At 64.6% G+C, this 14,155-nt stretch carries 12 protein-coding genes and 1 pseudogene; 6 read left to right on the top strand and 7 right to left on the bottom strand.

Translation table 11 applies throughout. The annotated features are described in order from the left end of the window. Positions 1 to 7 precede the first annotated feature (7 nt). From dapF to lptM, 3 genes are read right to left on the bottom strand one after another with little or no spacing between them, the layout of a single operon-like run. Positions 8 to 838 (bottom strand): diaminopimelate epimerase, encoded by an 831-nt coding sequence (gene dapF, locus RYH74_RS01740; protein WP_317408874.1) that lies wholly within the window; start codon positions 836 to 838, stop codon positions 8 to 10. Between the two features lie 4 nt (positions 839 to 842). Then, the gene (gene lysA / locus RYH74_RS01735; RefSeq protein WP_013974743.1) at positions 843 to 2,090 is read right to left on the bottom strand and encodes a diaminopimelate decarboxylase; all 1,248 of its coding nucleotides are present in this window, start codon (positions 2,088 to 2,090) and stop codon (positions 843 to 845) included. A gap of 9 nt (positions 2,091 to 2,099) precedes the next feature. Then, positions 2,100 to 2,306, bottom strand: coding sequence for an LPS translocon maturation chaperone LptM (gene lptM / locus RYH74_RS01730; protein ID WP_075046725.1), 207 nt, complete (start codon positions 2,304 to 2,306; stop codon positions 2,100 to 2,102). A 297-nt stretch (positions 2,307 to 2,603) separates the two neighbouring features. Between lptM and cyaY the strand changes: the two genes are divergently transcribed. From cyaY to rnk, 3 genes are all read left to right on the top strand, one after another. Continuing rightward, the gene (cyaY, locus tag RYH74_RS01725) at positions 2,604 to 2,936 is read left to right on the top strand and encodes an iron donor protein CyaY (RefSeq protein ID WP_004575827.1); all 333 of its coding nucleotides are present in this window, start codon (positions 2,604 to 2,606) and stop codon (positions 2,934 to 2,936) included. A gap of 1 nt (position 2,937) precedes the next feature. Continuing rightward, positions 2,938 to 3,162: a DUF1289 domain-containing protein gene (locus RYH74_RS01720; RefSeq protein WP_013974742.1), complete on the top strand. Its 225-nt coding sequence runs from the start codon at positions 2,938 to 2,940 to the stop codon at positions 3,160 to 3,162. Positions 3,163 to 3,308: 146 nt separating this feature from the next. Continuing rightward, positions 3,309 to 3,719 carry a nucleoside diphosphate kinase regulator gene (rnk, locus tag RYH74_RS01715; RefSeq protein WP_025341069.1) on the top strand — a complete coding sequence of 137 codons (411 nt, stop codon included), beginning with the start codon at positions 3,309 to 3,311 and terminating at the stop codon, positions 3,717 to 3,719. A gap of 116 nt (positions 3,720 to 3,835) precedes the next feature. Here rnk and RYH74_RS01710 read toward each other — a convergent pair whose 3' ends face one another. After that, complete coding sequence (locus tag RYH74_RS01710; protein ID WP_317408873.1) at positions 3,836 to 6,691, bottom strand: class I adenylate cyclase; 2,856 nt, start codon at positions 6,689 to 6,691, stop codon at positions 3,836 to 3,838. A 173-nt stretch (positions 6,692 to 6,864) separates the two neighbouring features. Between RYH74_RS01710 and RYH74_RS01705 the strand changes: the two genes are divergently transcribed. Continuing rightward, entirely contained in the window at positions 6,865 to 7,317 is a 453-nt protein-coding gene (locus tag RYH74_RS01705; RefSeq protein WP_013974739.1) for a YaiI/YqxD family protein, read from the top strand. 179 nt (positions 7,318 to 7,496) lie between these two features. Here the strand turns inward: RYH74_RS01705 and elbB are convergent, their stop codons facing one another. Continuing rightward, complete coding sequence (gene elbB, locus RYH74_RS01700) at positions 7,497 to 8,156, bottom strand: isoprenoid biosynthesis glyoxalase ElbB (RefSeq protein ID WP_025341066.1); 660 nt, start codon at positions 8,154 to 8,156, stop codon at positions 7,497 to 7,499. A gap of 112 nt (positions 8,157 to 8,268) precedes the next feature. On the opposite strand from elbB, the pseudogene RYH74_RS01695 reads away from it, so the two are divergent. Further along, positions 8,269 to 8,895, top strand: a pseudogene (locus tag RYH74_RS01695) (sterol desaturase family protein); the annotation flags it as partial. 501 nt (positions 8,896 to 9,396) lie between these two features. On the opposite strand, the gene RYH74_RS01690 reads toward RYH74_RS01695, so the two are convergent. Next, a complete protein-coding gene (locus RYH74_RS01690; protein ID WP_085704029.1) occupies positions 9,397 to 10,041 on the bottom strand; it encodes a DedA family protein in 645 nt (214 codons plus the stop codon). Between the two features lie 213 nt (positions 10,042 to 10,254). On the opposite strand from RYH74_RS01690, the gene ppk1 reads away from it, so the two are divergent. Further along, positions 10,255 to 12,498: a polyphosphate kinase 1 gene (gene ppk1 / locus RYH74_RS01685; RefSeq protein WP_084785300.1), complete on the top strand. Its 2,244-nt coding sequence runs from the start codon at positions 10,255 to 10,257 to the stop codon at positions 12,496 to 12,498. Here the strand turns inward: ppk1 and ppx are convergent. Then, positions 12,485 to 13,987 carry an exopolyphosphatase gene (gene ppx, locus RYH74_RS01680; protein ID WP_025341063.1) on the bottom strand — a complete coding sequence of 501 codons (1,503 nt, stop codon included), beginning with the start codon at positions 13,985 to 13,987 and terminating at the stop codon, positions 12,485 to 12,487. The genes ppk1 and ppx overlap by 14 nt on opposite strands. Positions 13,988 to 14,155 lie beyond the last annotated feature (168 nt).

The following is a 14,155-nucleotide window of genomic DNA, read 5'->3' as shown; positions in this document are numbered from 1 at the left end:
TACTCGCTTAGAGACGAACCTGTCCTTCGTAGACGCGTACGGCCGGGCCGGTCATCAGTACGGGCTTGCCGGGGCCGGCCCATTCAATGTGCAGGCGGCCACCGGGCAGGTCGAGGGACACCGGGGAGTCCATCCAGCCCTGGCTGATCGCCGCCACGGCGGCGGCGCAGGCGCCGGTGCCGCAGGCCTGGGTTTCGCCCGCACCACGTTCCCACACACGCAGGTTGGCGCGGTGGCGGTCGATGACCTGGAGGAAGCCGGCATTCACCCGCTGCGGGAAGCGTGGGTGGTTTTCGATCTTCGGGCCCAGCTGGTGCACAGGGGCGGTACGCACATCGTCGACACGCAGCACGGCATGCGGGTTACCCATGGACACGGCGGCAATCGAATGCACCTGGCCGTCGACTTCCAGTGGGTAGTTCAGCGCCTGCTCGTCGGCGACGAAGGGGATTTCGGCAGGGATGAAGCGCGGTGGGCCCATGTCGACACTGATCTGGCCGTCGTTCTGCACGTCCAGCTCTATGATGCCGCTCTTGGTTTCCACGCGGATGCGCTTTTTCGCGGTCAGGCGCTTGTCCAGCACGAAGCGGGCGAAGCAGCGCGCACCGTTGCCGCACTGCTCGACCTCGGAGCCGTCGGCATTGAAGATGCGGTAGCGGAAGTCCACTTCCGGGTTGCTCGGCGCCTCGACGATCAGCAACTGGTCGAAGCCGATGCCGGTGTGGCGGTCACCCCATTGCTTGGCGTGCTTGGGCTGGATGTGCGCGTGCTGGCTGACCAGGTCGAGGACCATGAAGTCGTTGCCCAGCCCATGCATCTTGGTAAAACGCAGCAGCATGGGCTTACTCCGGCAGCAGGCTTTCGCCAGCGTACAATTCGGCGATGGTCTCGCGGCGGCGTACTTCGAAGGCCTGGTCGCCGTCGACCAGGATTTCAGCGCAACGGCCACGGGTGTTGTAGTTGGAGCTCATGACAAAACCATAGGCGCCCGCGGACTGTACGGCCAGCAGGTCACCTTCGGCCAGGTTCAACACGCGGTCCTTGCCGAGGAAGTCGCCAGTCTCGCAGATCGGGCCGACCAGGTCGTAGGCACGGCCTTCGCCTGCGCGTGGCTTGACCGCGCTGACACCCATCCAGGCCTGGTACAGGGCCGGGCGGATCAGGTCGTTCATCGCCGCATCGATGATGGCGAAGTCCTTGTGCTCGGTGTGCTTGAGGTATTCCACGCGAGTCAGCAGGACGCCAGCGTTGGCCACGATGTAGCGGCCCGGCTCGAACACCAGGGCCAGGTCGCGGTCGCCGACGCGCTCGCGGATCGCCTTGATGTAGTCGGCCACCAGCGGCGGCTCCTCATCGCGGTAACGCACGCCGACACCGCCACCCAGGTCCAGGTGGCGCAGGTGGATGCCGCACTCGGCCAGGCGGTCGACCAGCACCAGCAGGCGGTCGAGGGCATCGAGGAAAGGCTCGACGGTGGTCAGTTGCGAACCGATGTGGCAGTCGACACCGACCACTTCCAGGTTCGGCAGCTGCGCGGCACGCACGTAGATGGCCTCGGCGTCGGCGATGGCGATGCCGAACTTGTTCTCTTTCAGGCCGGTGGAGATGTACGGGTGGGTGCCGGCGTCGACGTCCGGGTTGACCCGCAGTGAGACCGGGGCAACCTTGCCCATCTCGGCGGCCACCACTTGCAGGCGCTCCAGTTCGTCGGTGGATTCGACGTTGAAGCAGTGCACGCCGACTTCCAGGGCACGGCGCATGTCGTCGCGGGTCTTGCCGACGCCGGAGAACACCACGCGGTCGGCACGGCCGCCAGCGGCCAGCACGCGCTCCAGCTCACCGCCGGAGACGATGTCGAAGCCTGCGCCCAGGCGCGCCAGCACGTTCAGTACGCCGAGGTTGGAGTTGGCCTTGACCGCGAAACACACCAGGTGCTCGGTGCCTTGCAGGGCGTCGGCGTAGCTACGGTACTGGGCCTCGATGTGGGCGCGCGAGTACACGTAGGTCGGGGTGCCGTAGCGTTCGGCGATGGCCGACAGGCCCACGCCTTCCGCGAACAGCTCGCCGTCGCGGTAGTTGAAAGCGTTCATCTGGTTTCCTTACTGCGCTGGCGACTGCTCGGGCTCGAGCTCCGGCTGCTGCTCTTGTACCGGGGCCGGCTTGGCTTTTGGCTGGTGCTGGTGCGACTTGTGCGCTTTGCCGTTATCGCCGTCTTCTGGCAGATACAGCGGGCCTTTCTGGCCGCAGGCCGAAACGAGGCAGGCAACAGCGACCAGCGCCGCGAGGGAGGAAATCAGGCGCTTCATGGGTGAAATCCTTAGAAATATGCAGTATTGCGCCCGAGTATACCGAGCGACCGACGGCTTGCCTATGCAAGGGCCGGCCCGCCGGGCGGGCTATTCTTACCGCCTGCAAGGGCCCTTTCGCGGCTGAAGCCGCTCCCACCTCGACCGCATCGGCCTCACGCCATGTGCAGTACCTGTAGGAGCGGCTTTAGCCGCGAAGGGGCAAGTGAAGGTAGCGGCTAAACCTTTGCATTCGGCGGCAAGCGCCCGTATCTTGCCGGGCTTGCCTGTAACGCAGCCAATTTCGAGGTTCCTGCAATGAGTTTGAGTGAAGCGCGTTTCCATGATCTGGTCGACGCGACCCAACAGGCCCTGGAAGACCTGTTCGACGAGAGCGGCCTGGACCTGGACATGGAGAACTCCGCTGGCGTCCTCACCGTCAAGTTCGAAGGCGGCGCCCAGCTGATCTTCAGCCGCCAGGAGCCGCTGCGCCAGCTGTGGCTGGCCGACCGTTCCGGCGGTTTCCACTTCGACTACGACGAAGACAGCGGCAAGTGGGTGTGCGAGAAGAGCGAGGAGCTGCTGGGCGAAATGCTCGAGCGCATCGTCTGGGAGCGGGCCGGCGAGAAGCTGGACTTCGACGAGATCTGACATGAGCAGCACCCAGGCCCGGCCGCCCAAGCCGCTCTACAGCAACGTCAGCCCCGCAGTACCGTCGCCCTGCATCAGCGTTTGCCGGCTGGACGAACAGCGGGTCTGCACGGGTTGCCACCGGCATGTCGAGCACATCCGCGAATGGCGTTCGGCCGATGACGAACGGCGCCGGCAGATCTGCCGCGAGGCCCAGGCCCTGCGCGACCAGGCTAAGGCACACTGATCGCAGGGGCTTGAGTATTTACCCGGCTGTGGTAACGTCGGGTTCTGCGTCGGTGACGCCAAAGCCTTCACAAACCCCGCCCTTGGGCGGGGTTTTGCTTTATCTGCACGATGAAAACCGCCTGTTCAAAGGAGTCTGACTGGATCATGAGCACCAAGCCTTCCCTCATCCTCACCCGATTGGACGTACAACGTCTGGAGCGTCTGATCGACAGCCTCGACGAGAGTACGCCGGGTGTGCTCGCCCTGCAGGACGAGCTGGACCGCGCCGAGCAGGTGGTCGGTCACGAGGAAGTCCCGGCTGGAGTGGTGACCATGAACTCGCGCGTGCACTGCCGTGAGGAAGCCAGCGGCAAGGACTACCACCTGACCCTGGTGTACCCGAAGGATGCCGGGCCGGAAGGCAAGGTCTCGATCCTGGCGCCGATCGGTTGCGCCTTGCTGGGGTTGTCGGTGGGCGCGCAGATCGACTGGCCGGCCCCGGGGGGCAAGACCCTCAAGCTGAAGCTGCTGGAAGTGGAATACCAGCCGGAAGCGGCGGGCGATTTCGACCTGTAAGGGCCAGGGGGCCGCTGTGGGAGCGGGTTTACCCGCGAAGAAGGCGACGCGGTGTATGGCACCGGCTTCGCCGGTGTTCGCGGGTGAACCCGCTCCCACATGTGTCCCCCGGCAACTCAGGATCCTTCTGCCAAAACCTGCTCCAACCCCTCGTTCAAAGCCTGCTCCAGCTCCCGCTTGTAGCGCAGGTACAGCTGCGTCGACCCCAGCTGGTCATCCAGCAACTCGGACAAATCCAGGTCAGTGATGTAGCAGCGGTACTGTCCTGCACCATGTCGCTGCCCGAGGATTTGCCGGGCCGCTACCGCATACAGCTGTTCACCATGCTCCAGTTCGGAAAACTCCTGCTGGTCGCAATACAGCGTCACGTGCGCCGCACCCGCCACCCCGGCCTGGATGATCGCCTGCACCTCATAGTAAGGCTGGTCGCTACCCTCGAGCGGGGCCTGGCGCGGCTCGACGCTGCGCGCCTTGCCTGGCCCGGAAGGCAACAGTTGCGCGTAGTGGATGTCCAGTGAGGCCGCGCGCTGTGTGTCCAGCGGCAGCCGGGCATCACGGCGCATCACCACCGAACGCAGAAAGCGCTGCAGCGGCAACAGCAAGTGGGCTTCGTCGTGCAGAGGCAGGCGTTGCTGCCACAGGGCATTGTATTCATCCAGCACGTACAGCTCGGCCCAGCCACCCTGCAGGCGGTAGAACACCTGGATGCAGGCCGGCCGGCCCTGCTCCAGCACCAGGTGCAGGTCGTGGTCCTGCAGGGCGTTGGCATCCAGGTACAGCGGGCTGTAGGCGCTACGCTCTTCGCCCAGGTGGTCCAGCAGTGCCTCGTGCTCGGCCAGGGTGGTGAGGCCGACGTGCCCGGCCAGCAGCTCCAGCACATGGGTGTGCTGGGCCACCTGCAGCAGGTAGCGGTGGTTCAGGCCCTGGTCCAGCAGCAGCTGCACGGTGTCGAAGATTTCCTCCACGCGTTGGCCGATGGCTTGGGCGCGGCTGTGGCAGAAGCAGCGCACCCGCACCCTCGGCCGGTGGCCGCGCAGCACGGGGCTGTTGAGGAAGTCGCGCAGGCAGCGCACCAGCGCGTGCTCGCCGTCATAGCGCTGGACCAGTACCTCGTTCCAGCTGTTGAGGGTGACCTGGTCCAGGGTCAGGACGAGGTTTTCGCGCACGCCTGCATAGCTCAACGAGTCGGTACGCTCGGTAGTCATCAGGATGTTCAGGTCGCGGTGGTGGCGCAGCGGGTCGATGGCGACGTTGACCAGCAGCAGCACCTCGTCGGCAACGCTGGGTTGCAGCAGGCGCACTTCGCTGACGGTCGGCAAGGGCAGGGGGATGCTCTGCTGCAGGCAGCCGACCAGGTTGAACAGCTCGAATTCGCTGAGGTCGCTGACACCTGGGTGCAGCGCCAGGCGCGTGCTGCTGTCGATCACCCCGTTGCGATGGGCCCAGGTCAGAAGCTCGAGCAGTTCGCGGCAACGCTTGAGCGGGCTGAAGTGGTCCACCTCATGGGGGCTCAGGTTGCCGGTATACAGCTCCCAGTGGTGGCTGCCGGGCTCTTTGCGGTTAGGCGCCTGGACCAGTGTCAGGGTGCCTTCGGCCAGGTCCGGGGCGATACCGGGGTTGATCACTTCGACCTTGCCGGCGCGGCGCTCGAAGGCCGCGTAAAGGCGCCGGCCCAGCACATTGAGATCGCGCTGGTCGGCGCGGCTGCTGGCGTTCTGAGTGCGGGCGAACTGGCTGAGAAAGCGGTAGCTGTGGTTCAGTTCGGCCACCAGCTCGCGGCGCTCGACGGCAACCTGCTGCACTTTCCATTGGTTGCGACTGTCCAGCAGGGCCAACTGGCGCTCGTCCCAGCCCCACTCGTCGGCCAGGCGCTGCAACAGCCGACGTTGCCAGCCATTGGCCCGGGCCGGGTCACTGAGCTTCTTGTTCACCTTCAGGTACAGGCTGCGCCGCACCAACTCCAGGCGCGCATGTTCGCCACGCTGCAGCAGGTAGCGCTCGATGCGCCGGTACACCATCACGTAGGGGTCCAGCTCGTCGAGGTCGAGCTGGTTGGCGAACACCGCCTGCTTGTAGTCCAGGCTCAGGCAGCGTACGGCGGGGTGTTCGCTGGCATAGGCCTCGGTCAGCAGCAGCTTGAGCAGCGACTTGTAGGGCGAGTCGATGCCTTTGAACAGTTGCCACAAGCCGGCGCCGACGAACTCGCCGGGCGGAATGTGCGCCAGGTTGCCGAGGTCGAGGGCGTCCTGGCTGCGGATGAAACGCTTGGACAGCAGGGTCTGGGTATAGGTGTGGTAATCGTGTTCCTGGTAGACCGGCACCAGCCACCACAGTGGCGTGCGCCCGGCCAGCCAGATAGTGGTGCGGTAGAACTCGTCCAGCAGCAGGTAGTGCTGGGTGGTGCCGCAATCGTCGGAACCGAGCTGGCCCTCGCGTTGGCCCTGGGCGAAACCTTGCGTGTCGATCAGGAAGAAGTGTGCCTCGGCACCCAGGCTTTCCGCCCATGCCTCCAGCAGTTGGCATTTGCGGCGCAACTCGCCCAGCAGCTCGTCGGCCAGACCGGGTGCATGGCACACCCACAGGTCCATGTCGCTGTGCTCGGCCTGGGCCAGCGAGCCCAGGCTGCCCATCAGGAACAGGCCGTGGATCGGCCGCGGCGGGTTGCCATGGCGGGCCTTGTAGGTGAACGAGCGGGCCAGGCGCTGGGCCTCGACTACCAGGTCGGCGCTTGGCTCGTAGCCCGATACGCCGGCGGGGGTGCTACCGGAGACATAGCCCGGCAGCAACGGGTGGTTCACATGAAACAGCAGCGGCAGCAGCGTCAGCACCTGTTGCTGGCGCGTCGACAGGCCCTCCAGGGCCCGCTGCAGCCGGCCCTGGTTGAGCCGCAGGAAGCGCGCACGCAATGTCGCCAGGACTTTGCGGTCGATGCCTTCGTCCAGGTCGGGGCGGATTTCGTGGGGGTGGTTCATTGCGCACTCGGGCAGGCCAGCGGAGCTGTGGCGAGTGTAGCCTGAGTGGCGGGGTCGGATAAGCGGCAATTGAAATATTGGCGCCATTTTCCCAGCGCGCGTGGGCGGCGGGCTGCAGCTTTCATTGCGCTTGAGGCATGATGGGGGCCTCAAGCTGATTGCGAGGTTTTCCGATGCGTGTGTGGATCGATGCCGACGCCTGCCCCAAGGCGGCCAAGGATCTGATCGTCAAGTTCGCCCTCAAGCGCAAGTTCGAGGTAGTGATGGTGGCGGGCCAGGCTGTGGCCAAGCCGGCGTTCGCGATCGTGCGCCTGATCGTGGTACCCAGTGGCATGGACGCGGCCGATGATTACCTGGTGGAGCACGCCGTGCCTGGCGAGCTGGTGATCTGCAGTGACGTGCCGTTGGCCGACCGCCTGGTGAAAAAGGGCGTGGCGGCACTGGACCCGCGCGGGCGCGAGTTCGACGAGCGCAACATGGGTGATCGGCTGGCGGCGCGCAACCTGTTCACCGAGCTGCGCGAGCAGGGCCAGGTGGGGGGAGGGCAGGCGCCTTATGGCGAGCGCGAGAAGCAGGCGTTTGCCAATGCGCTGGACCGGATCATTGCCCGGTTGTCCAAACCCTGAAGCGACCCGGCTGGCGGTATGGACACGACGTGTGGGAGCGGCCTTGTGTCGCGAAAGGGCCGCGAAGCGGCCCCAGGATTTCAGCTTCGCCGCATAAATTGCCGGGGCCGCGCTGCGGCCCTTTCGCGACACAAGGCCGCTCCCACGGGGACCGCGTCAGATTCTGAATCTTGCACCCGTTACTCGTGCGTCAGCTCCAGCACCCGGTCCACCAGCTTGTAGATCCCGCCAGCCGCTTCACTGATCGACTTGGCCTCCATGTACGCCGGGGTGGTCACCAGCTTGCGCTGGGTGTCCTCGACAATATCGTGCACATCGCACTCTTCATGGGTGCCGCCCATCTTCGTCACGGCCGCCGCAGTGCCGGCGTCGGTACCGATGGTGCAGACCACGCCTGGCCCGTAGATCTTCGCCGCCAGCGCCGGTGAGATGCAGATCAGTCCAACCGGCTTGCAGGCATCGGCAAAGGCTTCGGCCAGGGCCAGCACATCCGGGTGGACGCTGCAGTTGGCGCCTTCCACGGCAAAGTTGGACAGGTTCTTCGCCGCCCCGAAACCGCCCGGCACGATCAGCGCATCGAAGTCTTCGGCCTTGGCCTCGCGGATGTCCTTGACCTCGCCGCGGGCAATGCGCGCCGACTCCACCAGCACATTGCGCGATTCGGGCATTTCCTCGCCGGTCAGGTGGTTGATCACATGCATCTGCGCAATGTTCGGCGCGAAGCACTGCACCTGCGCACCACGCTGGTCGAGGCGCAGCAGGGTGATCACGCTTTCGTGGATTTCGGCGCCGTCATAAACGCCACAGCCGGAAAGAATCACCGCTACTTTTTTTGTCATGCTTTTTACTCCAGTGTCGAGGCGCTAAATGTCCTCTAGTTTGGCAGATGTAGCCATAGGGATTCCTGCAAGCGCGGCCTAATCTTGGCGGATAACACCTGAGGTCGTACCCATGGACCTGATCCTGCTGGCCGTGCCGTTCTTCTTCGTGCTGATCGCCGTGGAACTGCTGGCCGACCGTGTGCGCGGCCAGCGCAACTTCACCCTGGCCGACTCGATCAACAGCCTCAGCACCGGTGCGCTGTCGACCAGTACCGGGTTGCTGACCAAAGGGGTGGGGCTGGTGACCTATGCCCTGGCGTTCGAGCACATGGCGTTGCTGCGCCTGCCGCCGCAGGCCTGGTGGGTGTGGCTGCTGGCCTTTGTCCTGTACGACTTCTGCTACTACTGGCTGCATCGTCTTGGCCACGAGCGCAACGTGCTGTGGGCTGCGCACTCGGTGCATCACCAGAGCGAGGAATACAACCTCACCACGGCGCTGCGCCAGACCAGCAGCGGGTTCATCTTCTCGTGGCTGTTCTACCTGCCGCTGGCGTTGCTCGGTGTGCCGCCGCTGGTGTTCATCACGGTGGCGTCGCTCAACCTGCTGTACCAGTTCTGGGTGCATACCCGGCACATTCCCAAGCTGGGCTGGCTTGAGTGGGTGTTGATCACGCCATCCAACCATCGCGTCCACCATGCGCAAAATCCTGCTTACTTGGATCGCAATTACGGCGGCGTGTTCATTCTCTGGGATCGTCTGTTCGGCACCTTCAAAGAGGAAGACCCGGCCGAGCCGGTGGTGTTCGGGGTGACCACGCCGCTGGCCAGCTGGAACCCGCTGTGGGCCAATCTGCAGTTCTATGCCCAGCTCTGGCACGACGCCCGTCGCGCCGGCAGCCTGTGGGACAAACTGCGCATCTGGTTCATGCCCACCGGCTGGCGCCCGGCCGATGTGGCCGCACGCTATCCGCAGGCCAAGCAGGACCTGGCGTTGTTTCGCAAGTTCGAGGTTGCCCTGGGCCGTGCGCAGCAGGCCTATGTGGCGGCGCAATTCGTGGGTTACGTGGCGCTGGGCAGCTATCTGATGGAGGTGGCCGAACGCGTGCCAACCGCCGCCCTGGTACTCGGCTGGGCGCTGATGGCGTTTGGGTTGTTCGTGCTTGGCGCGCTGCTGGAGAACCGGCCATGGGCCGTGCGCCTGGAGCTGGTACGGTTGCTGGCGAATGCGCCGGCGCTGTACCTGGCCGGCGCACTGGGCCTAGCGGTGGTCGTGCCGCTGGCCTGGTTGCTGCTCGTGGCTTACAGCCTGCTCAGCCTCTGGGGCCTGGGCCTTGCCCGCCGCCTTGCGCTCCGCGCGCAACGTGCGGAAGCGCCGGCGCAGCCACAGCAGGCCGCCCAGCGCCAACAGGCCACCGAGCACCCATAGCTCGTAGCGCTTCACGTTGCCCAGCAGGCCTTCGAGGATGGCGCCGAAGTGATACGCGGCCGCGCCCAGGGCCACTGCCCAGATGGCCGCGCCAAGACCATTCAGCAGCAGATAGCGGCGTGGCGGGTAGCCGGACAGGCCAATGGCCACCGGCATGACCGTGCGCAGGCCATAGACGAAGCGGAAACTCAGCACCCAGATGTCGGGATGGCGACGGATGTGGTCCAGCGCCCGGTCACCCATCGCCTGCCAGCGCGGTTTGCGTGCCAGGATCCTGCGCCCGTGGCGACGGCCCATGAAGTACCACAGCTGGTCGCCGGCATAGCTGCCGAAAAACGCCACCAGGCACACCAGGTTGATGTCCATGTAACCGCGGAACGCAAGGAATCCCGCAAGCACCAGAATGGTCTCGCCTTCGAAGAAGGTGCCTAGAAAAAGGGCGAAGTAGCCGAAATCCTGCAGGAATTGTTGAAGCATTTTCTGAGGTGCTGGCGAAATGAACGCGAAGCCTACCCCTTCGCGCGCGTTCGTGAAAGTGTCCAAATGTGTCTCGACATGAACAATTCTTGCTCGGAGAATGCCAGAAGCCACGCGCCATGGCTTGCCCTGGCATGTAACACAGGCGTCATAATGGGCGCTTATCTTGCCGCTCAATAGATGATAGGGCGTTAACGTCCTCAGGAACGCCAGATGAATAATGAAGTGCTAACCCCTGTCGCGATCAAGGATGCCCAGGAGCTCCCCGAAGAGATGGTGCAGACCCCGCCAGACCTGCCGCCGGCGCCCCTGCCTGCCGCGGAACCGGTGGCAGAAACTGCGGCTCCGGCCCCCGCGCCGGCCCCGGCAATCATCATCCCAGGCCTGGACGACAGCAGCCTGTACATTCATCGCGAACTCTCGCAGCTGCAGTTCAATATCCGTGTGCTGGAACAGGCGCTGGACGAGAGCTACCCGCTGCTCGAACGCCTCAAGTTCCTGTTGATCTTCTCCAGCAACCTCGACGAGTTCTTCGAGATCCGCGTCGCCGGCCTGAAGAAGCAGATCAACTTCGCCCGTGAGCAGGCCGGTGCCGACGGCCTGCAGCCGCACCAGGCGCTGGCACGCATCAGCGACCTGGTGCACAGCGAAGTGGAGCGCCAGTACGCGATCCTCAACGATGTGCTGCTGCCAGAGCTGGAAAAGCACCATATCCGCTTCATCCGCCGGCGTTACTGGACACCCAAGCTCAAGACCTGGGTGCGCCGCTACTTCCGCGACGAAATCGCCCCGATCATCACCCCGATCGGCCTCGACCCGACCCACCCGTTCCCGCTGCTGGTGAACAAGAGCCTCAACTTCATCGTCGAGCTCGAGGGTGTCGACGCCTTCGGCCGCGATTCGGGCCTGGCGATCATCCCGGCCCCGCGCCTGCTGCCGCGGGTCATCCGGGTGCCGGAAGAGGTGGGTGGCCCGGGCGCCAACTATGTGTTCCTGTCGTCGATGATCCATGCGCACGCCGACGACCTGTTCCAGGGCATGAAGGTGAAGGGCTGCTACCAGTTCCGCCTGACCCGTAACGCCGACCTGGCGCTGGACTCCGAAGAGGTCGACGACCTGGCCCGCGCCCTGCGCGGCGAGCTGTTCTCGCGCCGCTACGGTGACGCCGTGCGCCTGGAGGTGGCCGACACCTGCCCGAAACACCTGTCGGACTACCTGCTCAAGCAGTTCAGCCTCAGCGAAAGCGAGCTTTACCAGGTCAACGGCCCGGTCAACCTTACCCGTCTGTTCAGCATCACCGGCCTGGACAGCCACCCAGAGCTGCAGTACACGCCGTTCACCCCGGCGATCCCCAAGCTGCTGCAGAACGCCGACAACATCTTCAGCGTGATCGGCAAGCAGGACATCCTGCTGATGCACCCGTTCGAGTCCTTTACCCCGGTGATCGACCTGCTGCGCCAGGCCGCCAAGGACCCGCACGTGCTTGCCGTGCGCCAGACCTTGTACCGTTCCGGGGCCAACTCGGAAATCGTCGACGCGCTGGTGGACGCGGCGCGTAACGGCAAGGAGGTCACTGCGGTGATCGAGTTGCGGGCGCGCTTCGACGAAGAGTCCAACCTGCAGATGGCCAGCCGCCTGCAAGCGGCCGGTGCGGTGGTGATCTACGGCGTGGTCGGCTTCAAGACCCACGCCAAGATGATGCTGATCCTGCGCCGCGAGCAGGGCGAGATCGTGCGTTATGCGCACCTGGGCACTGGTAACTACCACGCCGGCAACGCCCGCCTGTACACCGACTACAGCCTGCTGACCTCCGACGACGCCCTCACCGAGGACGTCGGCAAGCTGTTCAGCCAGCTGATCGGCATGGGCAAGACCCTGCGCATGAAGAAACTGCTGCACGCGCCGTTCACCCTGAAGAAGGGCATGCTCGACATGATCGCGCGGGAAACCCAGTTCGCCCTCGAAGGCAAGCCGGCGCATATCATCGCCAAGTTCAACTCGCTGACCGACGCCAAGGTCATCAAGGCGCTGTACAAGGCCAGCCAGTCGGGCGTGAAGATCGACCTGGTGGTGCGTGGCATGTGCTGCCTGCGCCCAGGCATTCCGGGGGTTTCGCACAACATTCAGGTGCGCTCGATCATCGGCCGCTTCCTCGAGCACACGCGGGTGTTCTACTTCCTCAATGGCGGCGAAGAGCAGATCTACCTGTCCAGTGCCGACTGGATGGAGCGCAACCTCGACAAGCGTGTCGAGACCTGCTTCCCGGTGGAAGGCAAGAAGCTGTTGCTGCGGGTGAAGAAGGAGCTGGAAGGCTACCTGACCGACAACACCCACGCCTGGACCCTGCAGCCGGACGGGCGCTACGTGCGCAGCACGCCGACCGGCAACCAGAACCCGCGCAGTGCCCAGGCGACCCTGCTGGAGCGCCTGAGCAACCCGGTCCTCAACGTACGCTGAGGACGAAGCCGACCCGGGCCAGCCACTCCGCCTCGTTGGCGAAGTCGGCCTGGGTCAGCTGGTTCTGTTCCAGCCAGCCCTCGGGGAAGGCCACATCGAGGCTGCTGTCGGCAGCCTTGAGCTCGACCTTCGGCATCTGCTGGTTGCCACGGATGTGGTGGAACAGGATGGCGAAGCGCAGCAGCACGCACAGGCGCAGAAGCTTGACCCCTTCCTCACCCAGCTCGGCGATCTTGTCCTTGGGGATGTTGCGGCGGTGGCCGCGCACCAGCAAGGCCATCATCTGCTGGTCCTCGCGGGAGAAGCCCGACAGGTCGGAGTGTTCGATCAGGTAGGCGCCGTGCTTGTGGTAGTGGTAGTGGGCGATATCCAGGCCGATTTCGTGCACTTTCGCCGCCCAGCCCAGCAGATCGCGCCAATTCCCGTCTTTGAGGTCCCACGCGTCAGCCACCTGGTCGAAGGCGTGCAATGCCTTGCGCTCGACGCGCGCAGCCTGGCCCTGGTCCACGTGGTAGCGCTCCATCAGCGAGTTCAGGGTGCGTTCGCGCACGTCTTCGTGGTGGTGGCGGCCCAGCAGGTCGAACAGCACGCCTTCGCGCAGGGCGCCGTCGCAGTGGTCCATGCGCTGCAGTTCCAGGGCATCGAAGATCGCTTCGAGAATCGCCAGGCCCGCCGGGAAGATGGTGCGGCGGTCCGGCTTGACGCCTTCGAAGTCGATCTTGTCGACCTCGCCAAGCTTGAACAGCTTGCGCTTGACCCAGGCCAGCCCCTCGGCGTTGACCTCGCCATTGCCCAGGCCGCCTGCCTTGATGGCGGCGCCGATGGCTCGAATGGTACCGGACGAGCCGATGGCCTCGTCCCAGGTCAGGCGGTGCAGGGCATTCTCGATGCTCATCAGCTCGAGGCGCGCGGCGGTGTAGGCCTGCGCGTAGCGGGCCGGGGTGATCTTGCCGTCGCGGAAGTAGCGCTGGGTGAAGCTGACGCAGCCCATCTGCAGGCTTTCGCGCAGCAGCGGCTCGAAGCGCTGGCCGATGATGAACTCGGTACTGCCGCCGCCGATATCGGCCACCAGGCGCTTGCCGGGGGTATCGGCCAGGGTATGCGACACGCCCAGGTAGATCAGGCGCGCTTCTTCACGGCCGGATATCACCTCGACCGGGTGGCCAAGGATGGCTTCGGCGCGCTGGATGAATTCGTTGCGGTTGCGCGCTTCGCGCAAGGCGTTGGTACCGACGATGCGCACCGAGCCTGCCGGCATGCCGTTGATCAGTTGGGAAAAGCGCTTGAGGCAATCCAGGCCTCGTTCCATTGCCTCTTCACTGAGCTTGCGTTCTTCGTCGATGCCAGCGGCCAGCTGAACCTTCTCGCCGAGCCGCTCGAGAATGCGGATTTCGGTATGGTGGGCCTTGGCCACGACCATGTGAAAGCTGTTGGAGCCAAGGTCGATGGCGGCGATCAGGGACAGGTTCTTCGCGATGGTTTGCGGCATGATCTGGTTGTTCTCGGTCGTTAACCCGGCAATCGTGCCACGATAGCAGGCTGTCGCCAACGCGTGGTACATAGCCGTTGAGCTGGCCTTGATGCAAGGCAATGTGCCATTCGATGCTATGACGTTTGTATGACAGTTTCGATTCGTGGCGTCTTGCACAACTATAGT

This window comes from Pseudomonas sp. LSJ-87 (assembly GCF_032971465.1).
GTDB classification, from domain to species: domain Bacteria; phylum Pseudomonadota; class Gammaproteobacteria; order Pseudomonadales; family Pseudomonadaceae; genus Aquipseudomonas; species Aquipseudomonas putida_Z.
The sequence above is the reverse complement of the archived record's forward strand: the minus strand, read 5'-3'. Positions and strand labels throughout refer to the sequence as shown.

What these genes read in the sequence shown, in the direction of transcription:
- RYH74_RS01720 (WP_013974742.1), top strand. Translation starts at nt 2,938, where the DNA reads ATGAGCAGCACCCAGGCCCGGCCGCCCAAGCCGCTCTACAGCAACGTC.
- lysA (WP_013974743.1), bottom strand. Translation starts at nt 2,090, where the DNA reads ATGAACGCTTTCAACTACCGCGACGGCGAGCTGTTCGCGGAAGGCGTG.
- RYH74_RS01690 (WP_085704029.1), bottom strand. Translation starts at nt 10,041, where the DNA reads ATGCTTCAACAATTCCTGCAGGATTTCGGCTACTTCGCCCTTTTTCTA.
- ppx (WP_025341063.1), bottom strand. Translation starts at nt 13,987, where the DNA reads ATGCCGCAAACCATCGCGAAGAACCTGTCCCTGATCGCCGCCATCGAC.
- cyaY (WP_004575827.1), top strand. Translation starts at nt 2,604, where the DNA reads ATGAGTTTGAGTGAAGCGCGTTTCCATGATCTGGTCGACGCGACCCAA.
- RYH74_RS01710 (WP_317408873.1), bottom strand. Translation starts at nt 6,691, where the DNA reads ATGAACCACCCCCACGAAATCCGCCCCGACCTGGACGAAGGCATCGAC.
- ppk1 (WP_084785300.1), top strand. Translation starts at nt 10,255, where the DNA reads ATGAATAATGAAGTGCTAACCCCTGTCGCGATCAAGGATGCCCAGGAG.
- dapF (WP_317408874.1), bottom strand. Translation starts at nt 838, where the DNA reads ATGCTGCTGCGTTTTACCAAGATGCATGGGCTGGGCAACGACTTCATG.
- RYH74_RS01705 (WP_013974739.1), top strand. Translation starts at nt 6,865, where the DNA reads ATGCGTGTGTGGATCGATGCCGACGCCTGCCCCAAGGCGGCCAAGGAT.
- rnk (WP_025341069.1), top strand. Translation starts at nt 3,309, where the DNA reads ATGAGCACCAAGCCTTCCCTCATCCTCACCCGATTGGACGTACAACGT.
- elbB (WP_025341066.1), bottom strand. Translation starts at nt 8,156, where the DNA reads ATGACAAAAAAAGTAGCGGTGATTCTTTCCGGCTGTGGCGTTTATGAC.
- lptM (WP_075046725.1), bottom strand. Translation starts at nt 2,306, where the DNA reads ATGAAGCGCCTGATTTCCTCCCTCGCGGCGCTGGTCGCTGTTGCCTGC.